Annotated in this window: 17 protein-coding genes and 1 riboswitch; of the genes, 9 read left to right on the top strand and 8 right to left on the bottom strand. The window is 44.9% G+C overall.

The window, feature by feature from the left end:
• Positions 1 to 4: 4 nt before the first annotated feature.
• From AB5062_RS13025 to AB5062_RS13015, 3 genes are all read right to left on the bottom strand, one after another.
• Positions 5 to 2281: an anaerobic ribonucleoside triphosphate reductase gene (locus tag AB5062_RS13025; protein WP_005853610.1), complete on the bottom strand. Its 2277-nt coding sequence runs from the start codon at positions 2279 to 2281 to the stop codon at positions 5 to 7.
• Positions 2282 to 2310: 29 nt separating this feature from the next.
• Positions 2311 to 2494: riboswitch (cobalamin riboswitch) on the bottom strand.
• Between the two features lie 81 nt (positions 2495 to 2575).
• Positions 2576 to 3211, bottom strand: a complete 636-nt coding sequence (locus AB5062_RS13020) for a hemolysin III family protein (RefSeq protein ID WP_005838692.1) — start codon at positions 3209 to 3211, stop codon at positions 2576 to 2578.
• Positions 3212 to 3215: 4 nt separating this feature from the next.
• Positions 3216 to 4718, bottom strand: a complete 1503-nt coding sequence (locus AB5062_RS13015) for a CCA tRNA nucleotidyltransferase (protein WP_016271850.1) — start codon at positions 4716 to 4718, stop codon at positions 3216 to 3218.
• A 17-nt stretch (positions 4719 to 4735) separates the two neighbouring features.
• Between AB5062_RS13015 and AB5062_RS13010 the strand changes: the two genes are divergently transcribed.
• Entirely contained in the window at positions 4736 to 5560 is an 825-nt protein-coding gene (locus AB5062_RS13010; protein ID WP_005838688.1) for a hypothetical protein, read from the top strand.
• An 87-nt stretch (positions 5561 to 5647) separates the two neighbouring features.
• Here AB5062_RS13010 and ruvA read toward each other — a convergent pair whose 3' ends face one another.
• The gene (ruvA, locus tag AB5062_RS13005; RefSeq protein WP_005838686.1) at positions 5648 to 6241 is read right to left on the bottom strand and encodes a Holliday junction branch migration protein RuvA; all 594 of its coding nucleotides are present in this window, start codon (positions 6239 to 6241) and stop codon (positions 5648 to 5650) included.
• Positions 6242 to 6416: 175 nt separating this feature from the next.
• Here ruvA and AB5062_RS13000 point away from each other — a divergent pair, with 175 nt between their 5' ends.
• Entirely contained in the window at positions 6417 to 7316 is a 900-nt protein-coding gene (locus AB5062_RS13000) for a diaminopimelate dehydrogenase (RefSeq protein WP_005838684.1), read from the top strand.
• A gap of 106 nt (positions 7317 to 7422) precedes the next feature.
• Complete coding sequence (gene lgt, locus AB5062_RS12995) at positions 7423 to 8229, top strand: prolipoprotein diacylglyceryl transferase (protein WP_005838681.1); 807 nt, start codon at positions 7423 to 7425, stop codon at positions 8227 to 8229.
• 41 nt (positions 8230 to 8270) lie between these two features.
• Here the strand turns inward: lgt and AB5062_RS12990 are convergent, their stop codons facing one another.
• On the bottom strand, positions 8271 to 8882 hold the full coding sequence (locus tag AB5062_RS12990) for an HU family DNA-binding protein (RefSeq protein WP_008667872.1): 612 nt from the start codon (positions 8880 to 8882) through the stop codon (positions 8271 to 8273).
• A gap of 635 nt (positions 8883 to 9517) precedes the next feature.
• On the opposite strand from AB5062_RS12990, the gene AB5062_RS12985 reads away from it, so the two are divergent.
• From AB5062_RS12985 to AB5062_RS12965, 5 genes are all read left to right on the top strand, one after another.
• The gene (locus AB5062_RS12985) at positions 9518 to 11836 is read left to right on the top strand and encodes a TonB-dependent receptor (RefSeq protein WP_005838677.1); all 2319 of its coding nucleotides are present in this window, start codon (positions 9518 to 9520) and stop codon (positions 11834 to 11836) included.
• 148 nt (positions 11837 to 11984) lie between these two features.
• Positions 11985 to 13868, top strand: coding sequence for a DUF4980 domain-containing protein (locus AB5062_RS12980; RefSeq protein ID WP_032952610.1), 1884 nt, complete (start codon positions 11985 to 11987; stop codon positions 13866 to 13868).
• Positions 13869 to 13883: 15 nt separating this feature from the next.
• Positions 13884 to 15044, top strand: a complete 1161-nt coding sequence (locus AB5062_RS12975; protein ID WP_008667877.1) for an MFS transporter — start codon at positions 13884 to 13886, stop codon at positions 15042 to 15044.
• Between the two features lie 27 nt (positions 15045 to 15071).
• Positions 15072 to 15959 carry a carbohydrate kinase gene (locus AB5062_RS12970; RefSeq protein WP_005838670.1) on the top strand — a complete coding sequence of 296 codons (888 nt, stop codon included), beginning with the start codon at positions 15072 to 15074 and terminating at the stop codon, positions 15957 to 15959.
• 194 nt (positions 15960 to 16153) lie between these two features.
• Entirely contained in the window at positions 16154 to 18880 is a 2727-nt protein-coding gene (locus tag AB5062_RS12965; protein ID WP_032952602.1) for a substrate-binding domain-containing protein, read from the top strand.
• A gap of 42 nt (positions 18881 to 18922) precedes the next feature.
• Here the strand turns inward: AB5062_RS12965 and AB5062_RS12960 are convergent, their stop codons facing one another.
• Complete coding sequence (locus tag AB5062_RS12960) at positions 18923 to 19351, bottom strand: amino acid-binding protein (RefSeq protein ID WP_005838664.1); 429 nt, start codon at positions 19349 to 19351, stop codon at positions 18923 to 18925.
• 11 nt (positions 19352 to 19362) lie between these two features.
• Positions 19363 to 20661: a phenylacetate--CoA ligase family protein gene (locus AB5062_RS12955; protein WP_005838662.1), complete on the bottom strand. Its 1299-nt coding sequence runs from the start codon at positions 20659 to 20661 to the stop codon at positions 19363 to 19365.
• Between the two features lie 113 nt (positions 20662 to 20774).
• Here AB5062_RS12955 and AB5062_RS12950 point away from each other — a divergent pair, with 113 nt between their 5' ends.
• Positions 20775 to 21422, top strand: a complete 648-nt coding sequence (locus AB5062_RS12950; RefSeq protein WP_005838660.1) for a DUF3256 family protein — start codon at positions 20775 to 20777, stop codon at positions 21420 to 21422.
• Positions 21423 to 21506: 84 nt separating this feature from the next.
• Here AB5062_RS12950 and AB5062_RS12945 read toward each other — a convergent pair whose 3' ends face one another.
• Positions 21507 to 21761: a type B 50S ribosomal protein L31 gene (locus AB5062_RS12945; protein ID WP_005838658.1), complete on the bottom strand. Its 255-nt coding sequence runs from the start codon at positions 21759 to 21761 to the stop codon at positions 21507 to 21509.
• Positions 21762 to 21785: the final 24 nt, after the last annotated feature.

Genomic DNA, 21785 nt, shown 5'->3' with positions numbered 1-21785 from the left:
CTGATTATCCATGCTTTACCCGGTCACGTTCTTCAGCACGCTTGGCTGAATTCCAAGTGCTGAGGTCGCCTGTCAAATACCCGGTAATGCGACGCATTCGCATTATATTCTCGCTCTGGCAAACAGGGCACTTGTCGTAAATGACTCCTTTGTAACCGCAAGCCTGACAAGTATCAACAGGATGGTTGATGGAACCGTATCCAATGCCTTCGTCATGCATTACTTTTACAATCTTGGCTATGGCTTTTACATTTTTCTGAGCTTCTCCGTCCAGTTCCACGTAAGTGATATGCCCTCCGCGGGTAATGGCGTGGAAAGGAGCTTCCCGTTTTATCTTCTCGGTGATGGTGATGGGCTCTTTTACATCTACGTGGAAAGAGTTTACATAATAGTCATTGTCCGTCACGCCGGGAATGATGCCGTATTTGCGGCGGTCCATACGGGTGAAGCGTCCGGAAAGTCCTTCGGCAGGAGTGGCAAGTACGGAGAAATTCAACTGATATTTCTGTTTGTATTCGTCTGCCACTTTATTCATTTCCGTAACGGCTTCGAATAATGTATCCCATGCTTTCTGGCTATGTGCGTGACCTTCTCCATAAAGAGCCATCATGGCATTGTGTCCGCCGATAAAGCCTATCCCTAATGTGCCTTGACGCAATACATCCCCCACCTGGTCGTTGGGCGAAAGTTTTCCTCCGCCTTTCCACACATCATTCCCCATCATGAAAGGGAACTGGCGTGCCAAGGCTGTACGTTGATACTGGTAGCGTGCATACAATTGTTCGGCAATCAGTTCGGACAAAGCATGTACACTTTCCATGAATATTTCTTTTGCTTTTCTTTCTATGGCCTCTTTCTTGCCTGACTCTTCCAGACTTTCTGCCTTGATGCGTGCTTCGATGGCCAGCCGGGGCATATTCATGGTGGTGAATGACAGGTTGCCACGTCCTAATGAACTTTTTTCACCTGCTATATTTTCGTATACGCGGGTACGGCATCCCATAGTTGCCAGTTCATAGCGGTAACGTTTAGGGTCCTTGATATCCCATTTCTCATTTTTGTTATAAGGAGTATCCAAAAACATAAAATTAGGGAATAAGGCTTTTGCGGTGGTACGGCAGGCTTTCAGAAACAAGTCGAAATTGGGAGTCTGGAATTCCATTTTGCCTTCCAGTGCCGCTTCGAAGTTTTCCATGGCTTTCTTATAGTCCTCTTCGGAATAAGATACTCCGTCTTTAACCTTGAATATCTGTATGGGGAAGACCGGTACTTCGCCACGGGTACCCAGGCCTTCGATGGTAGCTTTCAGCAGTTCCTCTATGACCATGCGGCCTTCGGGAGAAGTGTCTGTTCCATAATTGATGGAACTGAACACGACTTGGTTTCCCCCTCGCGAATGCATGGTGTTCAGGTTGTGGATGAATCCTTCCATGGCCTGATGTGTATCTTTGCGCGTCATGGCGTATGCTTTCTCTTCAATTTTCTTGAGAGCCTCTGTTCCGGGTTCTTTTCCCTCTACTTCTATATAAAACTCGGTTAAAGTTTTCAGATGTTTGCGAAATGTCTTCCGGACCCCTTCCGCCATAAAGAAGTCGAAGGCGGGAATAGCTTGTCCGCCGTGTTGCTCGTTCTGGTTTGTCTGGAATATGATGGTGGCCAGAGTGGCATAACTTTGAATGGACTGTGGAGTACGGATACTTCCGTTTTTAGTGCGGAAGCCGCGTTCGAACAAGTCATCCAGGTCATATTGGATACAAGTGGTAGTCTTGGTGGGATAGTAATCCAAATCATGTATATGTATGTCGCCCAACTGATGTGCTTCGGCATATTTTTTAGGCAACAGGTATTTATAGGTATAATCTTTAGTAACTTCCGAGGCAAAAGTCATCATCTGTCCGGCGGGAGTATGGCTGGACATGTTGGCATTACTCAGGTTGACATCATTTTTGTCGATGGCTACAATGCCGTCCATGATGTGCTTCATTTGCGTTTTACGGTCGCGTTCCGTATTCCGCCATTCGCGATAAATAATATATTTCTTGGCCACTTCGGGACGTACTTTCATCAGTTCCTTTTCTACCAGATCCTGAATCTCTTCCACACTGATGGTTGGAGATACGAAATTGCTGATAACCCGCATGGTAATTTCAGCAATCAGTTTGTCTTCATTGTCAATTCCGGAGGCATGGAATGCCTTGCCGATTGCATTTTTAATTTTACTGATGGAAAAGTCTTCCCGCTTTCCATCACGCTTAATAATACAAATCTCAGCGTAATTCATTGTTTGAAAAATTAATTGTTAATTTAAAAAACTTGGCTGTCCTTCCAGGCAGGTTTTCTGACTTATCTCTCCCTTAAAACGCCTTCCCGCAAATGGTTTTGTAGTGGCATATTGTTTCAGCTCTACGAGAATTACAGCAGCGGGTACTGTTGCTGATTTTCACGGCATTCCCTCTTGGAAGTGGTTAACTTCACCTTGTCGGACAGCTGCAAAGGTATAACATTTTGGGAAACTTTCTATTTAAAAAATGGATAAAAGTTTTCCAAAACGGATAACTTATTGAAGATGGGAAGGTTATAAAATGTACCACAATGCCATCATGTGGCAGACCGTTCCTCCTAATACGAACAGATGGAAAACAGAGTGCATATAGGGCAATTTGGGGAAGGAATAAAAGACAGCTCCGGTGATGTAAGACACTCCTTCACCGATTAACCAATAAATAAAAGCGGGAGGCACATGTTGGCAGAGCGGCTTGAAACCTACAAAAATGCTGCATCCCATGGCTATATAGCAAATTGTTTCCAGGTTGCTATGTTCTTTCAGGTTACAAAAACATAGAATGATCCCGGCGAGGGCGCATAGCCATACGAAACTAAGAATTCCCCATCCCCAATAATCTGCTTCCCGCAAGGCTATCAGCATGATGGGGGAATAGCTGCCTGCGATATGCAGATAAATCGAAGCATGATCGAATTTGCGCAACACTTCGCGGTGAGGAGATGGTTTGCTGGCATGATACCAAGTGGAGCTGATATAGGAAGACAGCATACCGAATAGGTAGAGCCACATGCCGCCTGTTGCCCACGGATTGCCACTTTTCATGGCAGTAAGCAACAGATAACCGCCGCCGGCGATACCTATCAGGATACCAACGCCATGTGACAGGGTATTGGCCCACTCTTCTCCTTTGGTATAGTGTATGGTCAATTTCTTATAAGTTTTTTGGAGTTAATCCCATGCTTTTTGCTTTCTTCAACATGTGTTCTAAAGCAGCATCATGCTCATTAGGGATGATTCCATCCAGTATGGCATCCTTGATAGAACTTTTCAGACTGCCTATTTCACGGCAGGGCTGCAGGTCGAATATCCGCATAATTTCTTCTCCGTCTACCGGAGGTTGGAAATTGCGTATCCGGTCTTTTTCTTCCAGGTCTTTCAGCTTCTGGCGTACCAGTTTGAAGTTATCCAGGAATTTTTGTTTTCGTGCTTCATTTTTTGAAGTGATGTCCGCTTCGCACAGCATCATCAAGTCGTCAATATCATCTCCGGCTTCAAAAAGCAGACGTCGCACGGCGGAATCGGTTACTACATCATCTGCGATAACAATGGGGCGCATGTGCAGGCTGACCAACTTTTGGACATATTTCATCTTCTCATTCATGGGCAGTTTCATCTTGCGGAAGAGATCCGGAACCATTTTCTCACCGATAAAGTTATGATTATGGAAAGTCCATCCTATACGTGGCTCCCAGCGTTTGGTACGTGGCTTGCCTATATCATGCAACAGCGTAGCCCAACGCAGCCATAGGTTGTCGGTATGTTTGGAAATATTGTCCACAACTTCCAGGGTATGATAGAAGTTGTCTTTATGGGCACGCCCGTTCCGGGTTTCCACTCCTTGCAGCGCCACCAGTTCGGGGAAAATCAAAGGCAGCAGTCCGCAGCGGTCCAGTTCTATAAAGCCTTTGGACGGTATGGGGGCGAGCAGGATCTTGTTCAACTCGTCGGCGATGCGCTCTTTGGAGATAATATGAATGCGTTCCTTGTTGCGTGACAGTGCTTCGAAAGTGGTGTCGTCAATATAGAAGTTCAGTTGTGTGGCAAACCGGACACAACGCATCATGCGGAGCGGATCGTCACTGAAAGTGATGTCCGGGTCCAGCGGTGTACGGATAGTTCTCTCTTTCAAATCGTCCAGCCCGTTAAAAGGATCTACCAGTTCACCGAAACGTGCTTTGTTCAGGCACACTGCCATGGCATTGATCGTGAAATCGCGCCGGTTTTGGTCATCCTCCAAGGTGCCGTCCTCTACTACAGGCTTGCGGCTGTCATGGCTGTACGACTCTTTACGGGCACCGACAAATTCCACTTCCGTGTCATGGTATTTAACTTGTGCCGTACCGAAGTTTTTAAAAACAGAAACGTGTGCCCCACGTCCCAGCTTCCTGCCGAAGGCCTGTGCCATTTCAATTCCGCTCCCTACTACGACTACATCTATATCCTTCGAGGGACGCTTCAGGAATATATCTCGTACATAACCTCCTACAACGTAACATTCCAATCCCAGTTCGTCTGCCGTTTCGGAGATTAACTTGAATATCTTATTATTAAAGTGTTCTTTTAGTTCCATATTCATCTTAAAGAGGGGCAAATTTACGATTTTTTGCGCAGGATAAGGAGAAATCACGCAATTAAATTGTATTTTTGCCTGCATATAAAACGATCAAGTACATGAAAAAGATAGGATTAGTAGCATTATTTGCCTTGTTGCTGGCCGGTTGTGATGATGGCGGCGAGAAGAAAGCGCAAGAAAATTTGCGTAAGGCCGAAGCGGCTTTAGAAAAAGAGAACTTTAATGAGGCCAAATTGCAGATAGACAGTATCCGCATCCTTTATCCGAAAGCGTTTGAAGCCAGAAAACAGGGAGTCAAGCTGATGCAGCAGGTGGATTTGAAAGAACAGCGGAAAAGTCTGATTTACCTGGATAGCATGATGGTGGTGAAACAAGCTCAGCTGGATTCCGTCAAGGGTAATTTTGTTCTTGAGAAAGATACTGCATATCAGGAGGTGGGTAACTATTTTTATCCCACCCAGACGGTAGAAAAGAATATAGGCCGTTCATTCTTGCGCGGACAGGTGAACGAGCAGGGGGAAATGTCCCTTACCTCTATTTATTGTGCTGGCGGTACGTTGCATCATACGGCGGTGAAAGTGAGTGTGGGGGATACCTTTGCCGAAACTCCCGCCTCGAAAGACAGCTATGAAACCACTGACTTGGGCCGTGCAATCGAGAAGGCCGATTACAAGATGGGGGAAGACGGCGGCGTTATCGCTTTTATTGTAGCGAACAAAGATAAGAATATCCAACTTCAGTTTATCGGAGACCGTACTTATAAAACGGCTATGCAACCCAATGACCGTAAGGCGATTGCAGAATTGACGGAGTTGGCGCGCATCCTGTCCGGCATGGAACAAATCCGTAAAGATAAGAAAGAAGCGAACTTGAAAATAGAGTTTGTAACCCGCAAAATGCAGGAACAGGAGGAAGAGAAGTAATGTGGATGGGAACACAAACAATGCGGATCCTGAAGAGAATCTCCCCAAAGTCCGCATTGTCCGTGTTCCTTGTTTCATGTACAGCCCTTACAATCGCTTCAAGGCCAGCTTGATCACTTTCTCTACCGGGGCGGCAGGCTCCTCTTTCAGTATGGCAGCCACTACCTTTTGTGATGCGGCTTGTGCGAATCCCAGCATGGTGAGTGCGGCGACAGCCTCGTCATGAATTTCCGTATTGCCCGGATTGGCAAACATTTCACTGTTCACCGTCTCCACGCCCGAAGTGGCGATCTTGTCCTTTAAGTCCACTATGATGCGTTGGGCAGTTTTCAGGCCGATGCCTTTTACCGTTTTCAATAACTTGTCATTACCGGAACTGATTACTCCGCACAGCTCGGAAGGGGATAAGGCCGACAGAATCATACGTGCCGTGTTGCCGCCGATGCCCGATACGGAAATCAGTAACAAAAACAACTCCCGTTCCTGTTTGGTCGAGAATCCGTAGAGTACGTAGGCATCTTCCCGGATCGCTTCATAAATATATAATTTCGTATTGCTCTGATTCTGAATGGCCGAATACGTATTCAATGAGATATTGATGCCATACCCCATCCCGTTACAATCTAAAACCACCGTTGCCGGAGTAATCTCCGCAATGTCTCCTTTAATATATTCTATCATGGTTGTTTCATTTGAAAATTTACAGTTCTTTGCAAAAATAGGACATCTATCTTTTAAATTATAAGTTCGGCAAGAATATTTTTAAATTATTAGGTCGTAGTGAACAAAAAAACGAGGCAAAATGTTTATTTTTGCAGCGAATTAACAGATAATAGTAAACTAAACCCAATAAAAGATGAAAAAAATAAGAGCGGCCGTGGTTGGATACGGTAACATTGGTCAGTATGTAGTGGAGGCTTTGGAAGCTGCTCCCGATTTTGAGATTGCAGGTATCGTCCGTCGTAGCGGTGCGGAAAACAAGCCTGCCGAGTTGGAAGCATACGCTGTGGTGAAAGATATAAAGGAATTGAAAGATGTGGATGTGGCTGTGCTGGCTACTCCGACCCGTAGCGTGGAAGAATATGCGAAAGAGATTCTGGCAATGGGTATCAATACGGTAGATAGTTTCGACATTCATACACAAATCACTTCTCTCCGCCGTTCATTGGATGAGTCGGCAAAGGCCGGTAAGGCTGTCGCTATTATTTCTGCCGGATGGGATCCGGGAAGCGATTCTGTAGTCCGTACACTGCTGGAAGCCATCGCTCCGAAGGGCATTACTTATACCAATTTCGGTCCGGGACGCAGCATGGGGCATTCCGTAGCAGTCCGTGCCATTGATGGAGTGAAGGATGCTTTGTCCATGACTATTCCTGTGGGAACCGGTATCCATCGCCGTATGGTGTATGTGGAACTGGAAGAAGGTGCGGACTTCAAGACTGTGGAAGCCGCCATCAAGTCGGATCCTTATTTTGTAAATGACGAGACACATGTAAAACAAGTTCCATGTGTGGACGATTTGAACGACGTGGGTCATGGCGTTAACCTGGTTCGCAAAGGGGTATCGGGCAAGACTCACAATCAGTTGTTCGAGTTTGACATGAAGATTAATAATCCGGCTCTTACCGCGCAGGTGCTGGTTTGCGTGGCACGCGCCTCCATGAAACAGCAGCCCGGATGTTATACCATGATCGAAGTTCCTGTAATTGATCTGCTGTGCGGCGACCGTGAGGAACTGATTGCCCATTTGGTATAAAGAGGTTTCCTCAAAAAGAACGATATTCTGAAAATCTCTTCTCTGTTTTATTCCGGAGAAGAGATTTTTTTATTTCCTTTGTGTTCATAAACAAAGAAATAGAACAATGATAGCAAGTATTGTATGGGATGTGGATCCTATCTTATTTAAAGTAGGTAGTTGGGAAGTGCGTTGGTATGGGCTGATGTGGGGCCTTGGTTTCATATTGGCTTATGAAATGGTAAGCCGTTTATTCAAAAAAGAGAAGTATCCGGAAGAGTGGGTGGACAAGCTTTTTGTCTATTGCATAGTCAGTACGGTCATTGGCGCCCGTCTGGGGCACTGTTTGTTTTATGAATGGGACTATTATGGCGCCCATCCTGTTGAAATATTCAAGATTTGGAAAGGCGGGCTGGCAAGTCACGGAGGGGTGTTCGCCATCATTCTGGCTCTGATGTGGTACTCGAAAAAAGTAACCCGGAAAAGTGTGTGGTGGTTGTTTGACCGCATGATACCTGCTGTGGCGATTGTCTGCTTCTGTATCCGTTTTGGTAATTTAATGAATTCCGAGATATTCGGATATCCCACCACGTTGCCTTGGGGATTTGAATTTGTCCGTTCCCGGGAGTGGCATCAGCTGTATGAAGGTTTGCCTTGCCATCCTACTCAGATTTATGAAATGCTGTATTGCCTGGTTGCCGGTGTAACTGCCTGGGTGATGTACCATACATACCATTTACAAAAGAGGGTGGGATTAATAACCGGAGTAAGCTTGCTTATATTCTTTGGCACTCGCTTTGCTCTGGAGTTTATGAAGAATCCGCAGGTTGCCGAAGAGGCGGATATGACTTTTAACATAGGGCAGTGGCTCAGTGTGCCGCTGATTCTGCTGGGGGCGTATCTCATAGCCACCAGCCGCACCCGGAAAGAATAAAGGTTCCGGGAGAGGGGGGAAGCAGGTGAAAGGATACCTTTTCAGCCTTCCGGCATCGCCCTGTATATCACGTGCGGGGCGCGTCCGTTTCTTTCTATTTTCTTTTCGCTGCTCCATTGGCGTAGTTCGCTGCCGGCTTTTGTTTTCAGCAACCCTGTCAAGGCACAATATTCCTTGCAAGTGATAATGGAGTGCTCTTTCAGATAATTTGTCAGCCGTACAAAGCGTTCTTCTGCTGAATATCGGGTGGAGGAGGTCCGGAAACCATATTCCGCCCGTTCCAGCTTCCCTTTGCTTCGTACTTCCTTACGGAATTTCCGGGTGGGTTTGAACTTTATGTTGTCAAAATGTACCGATGCGGCGCGTATCTCGCTTTTGTCCGTTACCTTGCGGCAAGTCAGTGTGGCCGAGAATGTGCCCAGTTCTCCCAGTTTTACGTTATAACCGTCTGCCAGGTAATTGGCGATAATGCTTTCCAGGTCACATAACAGACCGACGACGGTCCCTTCGTGGACGGTGGAACGCCGGGCGATGTCTTTAGCCAGGTCTTTCAGGTTTTTTGTGCCCGATACTACAATTTGCGGATACAGGGTGGGCTGTTCCTTCTCTCCCTGTATGTCGGGGGAGGTTTTGAAATCATACTTTGCTGCCATGTTTAATGCTTTTTAATAGGGAGATTAAGTCGTTTCTTGCCGAACGCTAAGGGGATTCTTTCTATTAACTTCTATAGACGCAGGCAATGGACCGTACGGTTTACTGTAGTGGACTGTACGGTCTGCTATAGTGGATTGTACAGTCTGCCATCGGAGTCTGTCTTAGTATTCAGGACAAAAGTACTTAATCATACTGGAAAAACCTATTAATTCATAGGAGAAAAGAGCTTATACGGGCAAATTAGATGTTTCCCTTGAAGGTTTGAGGGATTTTCCTTTCATTGTGGTGTCTTTCTTTTCAGTTGGTGTGCTGTAAAGGTAAGTGTTTTATGCTGATTACCGGCATACTTCGGATAGAAAAAGAGGAGGCGGGCTGACAGTAGGCTGAAGGATTATCCTTCAGGTGTTTTCTTCGATGGAATGGGGAAAAACAGCCCAAACTGAAGGCTGAAGGAAAATTGGCATGAATTTGTTTTTAGAGGTGAAAAGGCGTATGGTTCACGAGAAATGTTACATAATCCGTCACTTTTGTTGCAATGAAACAAAAATGCCGGCAGCTGTAACAAATGTTTTATAGAGGTTGCCGGCTGTCCCCTACCTTTGCCTCAGAAAAACTTCTAAAAACATTTAATGCTATGAACAAAAATCAGCAAAAGAACCGGATGGGAGCGGTCATTATTTTACTTGCCGCCGCTTGCTTGAATGGTTATGCACAACAAGATTCTACCAAAGTGTCCTCTGATTCGAAAGAGGAAGGCAATCGCAATGTCATGTTGAATGCGGCTAGTGCCAATGGTCCTCGTGAAATCTCTATCGGTCTGCCCGGTGGTGATGTGAATGTACTCGAAAATGGTCTGCCTGTGGTATATAATTCGAATCCTCATAATGTAAACACGCATTGGCGCGGAGACAGCAGCTTGGGACATACCGGATTGCTGAAGATTTCCGAAACAGCGATTACTACCGGTAATATAGGTTATGCTGTCAATTCGTTTACGGAACTCGGCTTGGATAAAGAGAAGAAAATGAATGGTGTGCTGAACTACGGCACCAATCATTTCGGTAAACAGCAATTTGACTTCAATCTGAATGGAAGCATCGGAAAAGATTGGTTTTACAGCGGCAGCATCTATCAGAATTTTGATCCGGGTTCGTTCAAACTGCGTTTTGCGCAATATCAGGACCGGACTCAGATCTATAAGTTTGCCTTGACCAAGTTCTACAATGAAGGACGTGGACAGCTCTCTGCCATCTACCATTACAGCAACAGCCATTGGTTGTCCAATGCTACCACCGGTGCACCATTTATTTATGTAGGCGATGGGAGTGTGAAGGAAATTCCCGGTTTCGGACTGGGCACTTCTTCTTATCTGCCCAATGTATCGGATATGGTTTATATGGACATGCGTACCGGCGAGATGAAAAAGATCAGTCTGTATGATGCTACGGCCAGTAAAGGAAATCAGTTGACGGTTCTGAACCGTTACCGGTGGGATAACGGGTTGGAGTGGAAAATCAATATGAAGTATGACCATGCTTTGGGTTCCTATCTGTACCAGACTCCGATGTCTATGGAGCAGAAAGTAGGAGCCGACGGCTATAGCACCAAAGGACTGGATGGAACATTGAATCCTTATGAGGGATATGTACAGAGCCGCATGTCCTGTTTCAACCGGGGGAATATAGATGAGTTCTTCTTTACCACCGAGTTGTCGCGGAAGTATGATGATATGACTTGGCGTGTGGGGGTGAACGAATGGTATTATGATGTGGACTATGCTTCGAACACTACCATGTATGACCATACGGTGGAAGAATATCCCCAAATGTTGTACAGCGCCGATACGAAGGATATTCATCATTACGGAAACACTCCTTATTATAATCTGAACCAGAATGCTTCCGAATATTACAAAGGACATGAAAACAAACTGGCTCTTTATGCTACTCACGACTGGGACATCACCGATAAATGGAATGTGTATTATGGCGCACGCTTCGAGTACCAGCGTCTGGCAGGAAAGAACCTGGCGGTATATAATGCCGAAGGCAATCCGGTAGGCCGCTTTGCCGGTTATCATATCGGGGCAGTTGCAGCCGATGGTACGAAGATAGCTCCCCGTTATTTCAGTTACAACTGGCTGAACATGGCTTTCACGGCTGCCGCCACTTATAAAATGACAAAGCAGTTTGGCTTTACCGCCGATTTCACCTACAATACCCAGCGGCCGAATATGTCGAACTTTGCTCCTGCCGAGATGCCGAATGTAGATAAGATTACGATTCCGTTGGGGCGTGCGGGTATTTATTTCAATAATGACTGGATTAGTCTGACCTCACTGTTCAGTTACATTGCCAAGACTAACAACAACTCTACCTTGAATCTGATTAATCCGAATAATGATAAGGATATTAAGGCGGCTGCATTGAGTTATGATATTGAAACAATAGGGTGGACGACGGATGCGGTGGTGAAACCTTTCAAAGGATTTGATTTCCACTTCCTGTTCACTTACCAAAGCCCGAAGTATAAGAAGTATGAAACGGGAGTGACCTTTAGTGACGGGACAACATCGGGTATCAATGCCACCGGCAATATCGTTACCGAAATTCCGAAGGTGCTGATTGAGCTGGACCCTAGTTACAACATTACCAAAGACTTGAAGGTATGGGCCAGTTTCCGTTACTTCAGCAAGACGTATGCAAATATTAAAAATGCTTATTATTTCAACGGCCGTTGGGAAACATTCGGTGGAATAAACTGGAATGTGAACAAACATCTGTCCTTAAGCGGAACTGTGATAAACTTCTTGAACCAGACCGGGGCGAAAGGAAGTATTTCGGGAGCCGAGCTGGTAGATAAGGAGAATGCGGCGGCATATAACGGCGCATGGATGGCAGGCAGCTATATCCGTCCGTTCACCGTAGAATTTGCGGCGAAAATAACATTCTGATTCAAGAGGGATTTAATTCTTCTTTATGGTGGAAAAGTAACATTTATACATAAGAATGAAACAAATGTTTCAGCCGGTAAGGCAGGTTTCCGTTAACTTTGCCGATAACGAAAAACAATCAAACAAAACTTTTAATATCCTATACTTCATGAAAACAAATCTTGTTAACCTTGCATTAGGTTTAGCCTTTACAGGAGGCGCTGTTTCTTGTCAGTCACAAAAAAATGACCTGGTTTTCGAACATCAGGGAGATACGGTGACAATCGTACATATTGCCCGTCCCGCTAAATATTTGTTGCTTCCGATTCAGGAGAGCAGCAAGGAAGGACTGGTAAGGCTGGATACTGGGAGCCCCGCAGATACCGATATGGATGTGCGTCTGGCTACAGACAGCGTTGAATATTATGTTCCGTTTGCCTTGCCTCAGGGAAGTGAGGAAGCTACTGTCATTATAAAGAAGGTGGCGGCAGATGCGCTGTGTTGGGACAGCATCCGGGTTTCGGATACATTTGATACGGCAAACAGGGATAAGTTCCGTCCGGTTTATCATCACACTCCGCTTTATGGCTGGATGAATGATGCCAACGGACTGGTTTATAAAGACGGTGAATATCACCTTTATTTTCAATATAATCCATACGGCTCCGTATGGGGAAATATGCACTGGGGACATTCCGTGAGCAAGGATTTGGTTCATTGGGAGCATCTTGACCCGGCGATTGCCCGTGATACATTGGGGCATATCTTTTCGGGAAGTGCCATTGTGGATAAACATAACAGCGCAGGCTACGGTGAAAATACAATTGTCGCTTTTTATACTTCGCACCGTAATATACCCGGTGGGCAGAGCCAGGTGCAAAGTATGGCATACAGTACGGACAACGGGCGTACTTATACGAAGTATGAACAGAATCCGGTTCTTACTCCGTTTGACGGACTACAGAATTTCCGTGACCCGAAGGTCTTTTGGTATGAACCCGAACAGAAATGGATTATGATTGTTAGTGCGGACAAGAATATGCGTTTTTATTCATCTGCCAACTTGAAGCAATGGGAATACATGAGTGAGTTTGGAGAAGGATTTGGTCCTCAGCCCAATCAGTTCGAATGTCCGGATTTCATCCAACTGCCTGTAGATGGTGACCGGACCAGGATGAAATGGGTGATGATTGTCAATATCAATCCGGGATTTGTCTATGGAGGCAGCGGTACGATGTATTTTACAGGCGACTTTGACGGGCATCAGTTTGTATGTGATACGAAACCCGAGGTGGTGAAATGGCTCGACTGGGGAAAAGACCATTATGCCACTGTTTGTTTCTCGAATACCGGCGACCGTGTCATTGCCGTACCTTGGATGAGCAACTGGCAGTATGCTAACTATACTCCTATACAACAGTTCCGCAGTGCCAATGCTTTGCCGCGTGAGCTGAGTCTGTATACGGGAGAAGACAAACAGCTTTATCTGAGTGCCGCACCGGTAAAGGAAACGGAGCACTTGCGGAAAGATTCTAAAAAGCTGGATGATTTTACAGTAAATGGCGAGAAGCGTTTAGAAACACTTTTTGAAAATAACGACGGCGCTTTTGAACTGGAATTGCAACTGGTGTCGGCTGGTAAAGAGGCTGGTTTTGAATTGCTGAACAGTTTGGGTGAGAAGGTGAAGATTTATTTGGACGCTTCGGAGGGACGTGTGGTAATGGACCGTGCGGAAAGTGGTATTGTAGATTTTGGCAAGAAGGTAAAACCGCATGATTTGGATACCGAAGAAAGTTATGCTCGTTATAAAGAGGTTACGGTGAATTATAGAAATGATTTTGCTTTGGGGACTTGGGCTCCGATAAACACCGCGAAGGCACATAAAATTCAAGTTTTTGTGGATAATGGAAGTGTGGAGTTGTTTGTTGACGGTGGCCGCGTTGCCATGACTAATCTGGTATTCCCGAATGAACCTTATAACTCTTTGCGTTTTTATAGTAAAGGAGGAGAGATGAAGATTTCAAATTTCACAATATATAAGTTAGGTTTGTAAACTAAGTATAAAGCCATGAATAGCAATAAAAATCTGTATGCCAAATTAATTCCGGTGATGCTGTGTTTCTTCGCCATGGGATTTGTAGACCTGGTGGGGATTGCATCGAATTATGTAAAAGCGGATCTGGATCTGACAGACTCTCAAGCCAATATATTTCCTTCCTTGGTCTTCTTCTGGTTCCTGATTTTCTCCGTACCTACAGGTATTCTGATGAATAAGATAGGGCGTAAGAAGACAGTTCTTCTGAGTCTGATTGTCACTTTTGCCTCTTTGCTGCTCCCTATATTTGGTGACGGCTATACGCTTATGTTGATTTCTTTCTCTTTACTGGGTATCGGTAATGCGTTGATGCAAACCTCTTTGAATCCGTTGCTGAGTAATATTATTGCGGGGGAAAAGTTGGCAAGTACATTGACTTTCGGTCAGTTTGTAAAAGCTATTGCTTCCTTTCTTGCCCCTTACATTGCCATGTGGGGAGCGATGCAGGCTATTCCTACTTTCGGGCTTGGCTGGCGGGTATTATTTCCTGTTTATATGGTGATAGCCGTTTTTGCCATCGTGTTGTTGGGGCTGACCCCTATTGAGGAAGAGAAACCCGATAAAGCGTCCGGCTTCAAAGCGTGCTTTTCCTTGTTGGGAAAACCGTTTATTCTCTTGTCTTTCATTGGGATCATGTGCCATGTCGGTATTGATGTCGGTACGAATACAACGGCTCCTAAAATCTTGATGGAGCGTTTGGATATGACATTGGCTGAGGCCGGTTTTGCAACAAGTCTTTATTTTATTTTCCGTACGGTGGGGTGCTTCCTCGGAGCCTTTATCTTGCAAAAGGCTTCTGCAAAGTCTTTCTTTGCTCTCAGTGTCGTGTTCATGTTGCTGGCAATGGTGGGATTATTTATATTCCATTCGGAAACAATTATTTATATTTGCATTGCCATGATTGGTTTCGGTAACTCCAATGTGTTCTCTATTATATTCTCGCAGGCATTGTTTGCCATGCCCGAAAAGAAAAATGAAGTTTCCGGATTGATGATTATGGGGCTGTTCGGCGGTACGGTATTTCCGTTGGCCATGGGAGTTGCCAGTGATGCCATGGGGCAGAGTGGCGCTGTGGCGGTGATGACTGTCGGAGTTATCTATTTGTTGATGTATACCTTGAAAATAAAGAAATGATTTTAATTGTAAACAGTAAATAATATCATGAATCAAATCATCGTAGGAATGGGTGAGGCACTATGGGATGTGCTGCCCGAAGGAAAGAAAATTGGTGGTGCTCCGGCAAACTTCGCTTATCATGTGTCACAATTCGGTTTTGACAGCCGGGTGGTCAGTGCGATTGGCGATGACAAGCTGGGTAATGAGATACTTGAGAATTTTGATGGCAAGAACTTGAAGTATCAGATAGAGAAAGTGCCTTATCCCACAGGAACCGTACAGGTGGAACTGGACCCTAATGGGGTACCTATGTATGATATAAAAGAAGGGGTGGCTTGGGATAATATACCTTTTACACCTGCTTTGGAAGAGTTGGCAAAGAATACCCGTTCCGTATGCTTCGGCTCGTTGGCACAGCGTAGTGTGGTTTCAAGGGAAACAATCAACCGTTTTCTGGATGTGATGCCCGAAGGAGAAGGACAATGTAAAATTTTCGATGTGAATTTGCGCCAAGGTTTCTATACGAAGGAGATTCTTTGCAACTCGATGAAAAAATGTAATATTTTAAAGATTAATGACGAGGAGTTGGTCACAGTGAGCCGTATGTTCGGTTATCCCGGCATAGACTTGCAGGATAAATGCTGGATTCTGTTGGCGAAATATAATCTGAAGATGTTGATTTTAACGTGTGGTGTCAATGGCAGTTATGTCTTTACTCCGGGTGAGATTTCATTTGTAGAGACTCCGAAGGTGGAGGTGGCCGATACGGTAGGTGCGGGCGATTCGTTCACGGCGACTTTTGTAGCTGCTATTTTGAAGGGAAAGCCGGTTGCCGAGGCGCATAAACTGGCTGTTGAGGTTTCTGCATACGTATGTACGCAAAACGGGGCTATGCCTGAGTTGCCGGCTCGTTTAAAGAATGAGTTGATTTAAATTTTAATGGTTGCGGATACTCATTCAAATTGGATTGGAAATCATATTGTCTGAGGCTGTATCGCGAAGAACCTGTAAATACAAATAGATGTAATCAGGTTCTTCGCGATGTTCTTTTTTTACTTTCTCTTGCAGATGTTTGTTTTATTGGCGGTTACCTTTTATCTTTGTTATCTATAAATACCTTGAGGAACATGAAAAAACATCTTTTGTTTTTGATTTTATGCCTTATGGGAATTCTGACATCGTGCAGTCAGAAACATACGCGCTATTACATTGGTGTTTCACAATGTAGTGATGACGAATGGCGGCATAAAATGAATCATGAAATTGTACGTGAAGCCTTGTTTTATGATGGGGTGGAGGTGGAGATCCGTACCGCGAAAGATAATAGCCGGAATCAGATAGAAGATATCAACTATTTTATTGACAGGAAAGTTGATTTATTGATTGTCGCTCCGAATGAGGCGGCGGCTGTCACTCCTGTTGTGGAGAAGGCATACGGGCTGGGAATACCTGTTGTGGTAATTGACCGTAAGATTTTGTCGGACCGTTATACGGCTTTTGTGGGCGCTGATAATTGTGAGATTGGCAAAGATGTGGGACAATATATTGTGAACCGTTTGGGAGGAAAAGGGAAGATTTTGGAGATAACGGGACTGGAAGGTTCCACTCCGGCTATGGAGCGTCATAGAGGATTGGCGGATGCCTTGAAGGCAGAGCCTGGAATAGAAATTGCCGCCAGCGTGGACGGAGCCTGGCTGCAAAGTGTGGCTGGGGAGAAAATGGATTCCATACTTCAAGACAATAAGGGTATAAATCTGGTTTTTGCCCAAAATGACCGCATGGCTGTCGGGGCTTATTTGTCGGCCAGACAGCGACAGTTGGAAAAGGAAATGTTGTTTGTCGGTATTGATGCGTTGCCTGGCAAGGGGTATGGAGTGGAGCAGGTACTGGAAGGGGTGTTGGATGCCACTTTTATTTACCCTACCGGAGGAGATAAAGTGATGCAGGTGGCGATGGATATTTTGGAGAAGCGTCCGTATGAACGGGATACTAAGTTATCAACAGCCCTTGTTGATAAAACGAATGCCCGTGTCATGCAGTTGCAGACAGACCACATTGCCGAACAGGACGGAAAGATAGAACGGCTGAATAATCAGGTGGACGAATATTGGTCAAGATACTCTGCCCAGACCATGTTTCTGTATGCATGTCTGATTATCCTGTTACTGTTTGCTGCCTTATTGGCGATCATCGTCCGTGCGTATTGGACAAAGAACCGGATGAACATGGAGTTGTCCCGTCAAAAGAAACAATTGGAGGAACAACGCGACCAACTGATCAGCCTCTCCAAGCAGTTGGAAGAGGCGACTCATGCCAAACTGGTCTTCTTTACGAATGTTTCTCATGATTTCCGTACTCCGCTTACTTTGGTTGCCGATCCGGTGGAACAGCTTTTAGAGGATAAAGACTTGACCTCTAAGCAACGATCCTTATTGAAAGTGGTACATAAGAATGTGAATATTCTGTTGAGGCTGGTCAACCAGATTCTTGATTTCCGTAAGTATGAAAATGGTAAACTGGAGTTGGTGAGAACCAATATGGACCTGCGTGCGCAATTACAGGAATGGAGCCATGCATTTCAAACATTGGCTTTGAGAAAGCATATCCATTTTGTTCTGGACGTGAACGATGACCGGACAGACTGTCTGATGGCGTTGGATGCCGAAAAGATGGAACGTGTCTATTTTAATTTATTGTCCAATGCGTTTAAGTTTACCCCGGAGAATGGAACTATCACTGTCACACTTTCTACTTTAATAAAGGAGGAAAATAGAAGATATGTCCGTCTGGTAGTTGCTGATACCGGTTCGGGAATCTCTGTCCGGCACATCCGGCATATTTTCGACCGCTTTTATCAGATGGATGTGAACCATGCAGGCTCAGGTATTGGTCTTGCTTTGGCAAAGGCTTTTGTCGAGTTGCACGGCGGGGTGATAACGGTGGACAGTGTGGAAGGAAAAGGAACAGTGTTTACGGTGGATATTCCTATGGAGATAGTGGAGGGGCAGTCTGTAGATCGGATACAGGAACCGCACACTGCACAGCCGACGGTGGTGGAGGAATTGGAGGAGACGGAAACAGAAGAAAGGCTTCCGGATGAGAATAAGGAATGCATCTTGATAATTGACGATAATGCGGATGTACGTGGCTATGTGAAATCATTATTGAAAGAGGAATATACGGTGATAGAGGCTGCCGACGGACATGCCGGATTAAAGAAAGCTATGAAATATGTGCCTGATGCCATTATCTGTGATGTGATGATGCCGGTGATGGACGGATTGGAATGTTGCAGGAAGCTGAAAATGGAATTACAGACTTCTCATATTCCGGTGATGTTGCTTACTGCCTGTTCTTTGGATGAACAGCGGATACAGGGGTTTGAATGTGGAGCGGATTCTTATATTTCCAAACCTTTTAATTCCAAATTGTTATTGGTGCGTCTTCGGAATCTGATTGATAACCATAAGCGGTTGAAACAGTTTTTCGGAGATAAGATTACTTTGTCTAAAGAGTCTGTAAGCGAGGTGGATAAAGGATTTGTGGAGCGCTTCAGAGAGCTGATAGAAGCAAATTTGACAGATTCTGAGTTAAGTGTGGAAGAATTAGGCAGTAAGATGGGATTAAGCAGGGTGCAGCTTTATCGTAAGATTAAGGCACTTACCAATTATTCTCCCAATGAACTGGTGCGTATTGCCAGATTAAAGAAAGCTGCTTCTTTGTTGGCTTCTTCTGAGAAAACCATATCCGAGATAACGTATGAGGTAGGTTTTACATCTCCTTCTTATTTTACCAAGTGTTACAAGGAATATTTCGGAGAAAGTCCTACGGATTTCTTGAAACGCAGAGGATAATTGTGGGGGCGGACACGCAGCTCCGCCCCTACAAGGAATACTTTAAATCAGTGTTGATAAATCTTTTTCGGCTACAAAAGAGAGATTATTAAGAATAATCACTTCCCTTGCTCTGTCCGGATTGTCTGTCCGGAAAATCAAGATGCCTTTATTTCCTAACAGGAAGGAATACAGATAAGTAATGCCTATTTGGGCTTCACTGAAAATGGTGATGGCGTCTGCCGCCCGCCCCGGCTGATTGTCTAGTGTGATGGCGAACACATCGGAGAGTGCCACGGAGATTCCTGCCTCTTTCAGCGTCTCGTATGCGCGTTTGGGTTCCGAGCAGATGATACGGTAAATACCATACTCTACTGTATCGGCAATGGTAGAGGCAATCAGCTGTATGCCTGCTTCTTTCAATAAGTTCAATACTTTCTGTAGTGTCCCCGATTTGTTTTCGATGAAGACGGATAATTGTTGTATAGTCATAAACTTATTTTTTAAAAGGTTTTACGTAAGTCTTTCACACGGACTGCTTTACCTTCCGATTTAGGCAGTGCTCCTTTGGGTACCAGTTTCACACGTGGGGTAACCAATATCTCATCTTTCAGTTGGCGGGTAATTTCCCGGGTCAATGCTTGCAGGCGTCCATAGTCATCGGTGAACAGTTGGCTCAATTCCACTTCTACAGTCATTTCGTCATTAGATTCGGCGGTTTCGAGTGTGATCAGATAGTCACTGCCCAATTCTTTGAATTGCAATAAAATCGTTTCAATCTGAATGGGGAAGATATTGACCCCTTTCAGGATAATCATATCGTCGCTGCGCCCTTTCATTCTGTCCAGACGTTTGTGATGGCGGCCGCAGGGGCATTCCCCCGGCAGAATGCGGGTCAGATCACGGGTACGGTATCTCAATAACGGCATCGCCTCGCGGTTGATGGTGGTCAGTACCAGTTCGCCCACTTCACCCTCGGGCACAGGTTCCAATGTGTCGGGGTCGATGATTTCTACGATATAATAGTCTTCCCATATATGCAATCCGTTTTGTTCCTGGCATTCAAAAGCCACACCGGGACCGCACATTTCGGACATGCCGAAAGAGTTGTAGGCTTTTACACCCAGCATATCTTCGATGCGGCGGCGTTGTTCTTCGGAATGAGGTTCCGCTCCTATGATCAATGTTCTCAATTTGGTGTCACGACGCGGATCAATCCCCATTTCCTGCATTACCTCGTACATACGGGCTGCGTAACTGGGAATGGCGTGCAAGGCGGTGGTTCCGAAATCGGAGATGAATTTCAACTGGCGTTTGGTGTTTCCGGCAGCGGCAGGTACAGTCAGCATTCCCAGCCTTTCAGCACCATATTGAAAGCCCAGCCCGCCGGTGAACATTCCATAGCCGGAAGAGTTCTGGAAAATATCTCCCGGACGTAATCCTACCATATAAAGACAACGGGCCACTGCATTAGCCCATTCGTCAAGGTCTTTTTGGGTATGCAGAATGACAGTGGGATTTCCGGTTGTTCCACTGGATGAGTGAAGGCGGACTGTTTTTTCCAAAGGTACGGACGCCAGTCCGAAAGGATAAGTGTCACGTAGATCTTGTTTGGTGGTAAACGGGATTTTCTGTAAATCATCCAATGAACGGATATCTTCCGGACTCAGATGATTTTCGGCAAACCGTTGTTTATAGAAAGGGGAATTCATGCAATGGCGGACAGTCTTTTGCAGTCGTTCCAATTGTAGTTTCTCAATTTCGGGTCGTGTCAGGGTCTCTAACTCTTTGTGTAAATACATAGCATTTCTTGTTTAGTTGGTTATCAGTCCGACAAAAATAGAAAAAAATATAATGCGGTTGGGAATAAGCTGACAAAATATGTATCTTTGGAGGATTTTAATTTGAAAATGTGATGAAAAAGACATTGTTTGTAATAGGTATGCTGTTATGTGGGCTTTCATTGTACGCTCAGGATATGAAAACTCTTTTTATTGCCATGCCCGATTCGGTGGCTCCTTTATTGACAAAGGTAAATCGTGAGGATTGTGTGGATTTTCTGGCAAGCAATATGAAAGCGGAAGTGAAAAATCGTTTTGGCAAAGTATCTGAACTGAAAAGACTGACGGATGATTATTTGTTTCTGCAAACCACCGGAAGTAGTTCTATGGAAATGAAACTGTTACCCTTGAATGATTCTGTAAAGGTGATTTGTGTAGTGAATACTGTTTGCGGTCCGGCTTGTGATAGTGAAGTTCGTTTTTATAATACGGACTGGCAGCAACTGGCGAAGGAGGATTTTATTCAGCTTCCCTCCGTCGGGGCTTTTTATCTGCCGGTGGATACGCTGACCGATGAGGCTTATGCCGCGATTAGAGAGAAGGCGGATATGGAGTTGGTGAAAGCCACTTTATCAGAAGACAAACCTATTATTTCTTTTACTTATACTACTCCGGATTATCTGGCAAAGACGGAACGGGAAAAATTGGTTGTATACATCAGGAAAGAACCTGTAGTGTATGAATGGAAGGGGGGAAAGTATAATGATGTATCTTTGAAATAAAGGTGGATATGTATGATAAAATAAAAGGCTGCAAACTTATCGGGTTGCAGCCTTTTATTTTGGAACTTATGTATAAGTTACAAATTACTTTTTCATACGGTTGCCGTAGCGGCTCATGAACTTGTCTACACGACCAGCTGTATCTACTAACTTGGATTTACCAGTGTAGAACGGGTGTGATGTATTAGAAATTTCCAGTTTTACCAACGGATAAGTTTCACCTTCGAATTCGATGGTTTCTTTTGTGCTACAAGTTGAACGTGACAAAAATACATCACCGTTTGACATGTCTTTGAATACTACGGGACGATAGTTTTCAGGATGAATACCTTTTTTCATTTCTGTATATTATTTTATTGTTAT

The organism is Phocaeicola sp. RTP21359st1_B8_RTP21360_211022 (assembly GCF_040911965.1).
GTDB lineage: Bacteria > Bacteroidota > Bacteroidia > Bacteroidales > Bacteroidaceae > Phocaeicola > Phocaeicola vulgatus.
The sequence above is the reverse complement of the archived record's forward strand: the minus strand, read 5'-3'. Positions and strand labels throughout refer to the sequence as shown.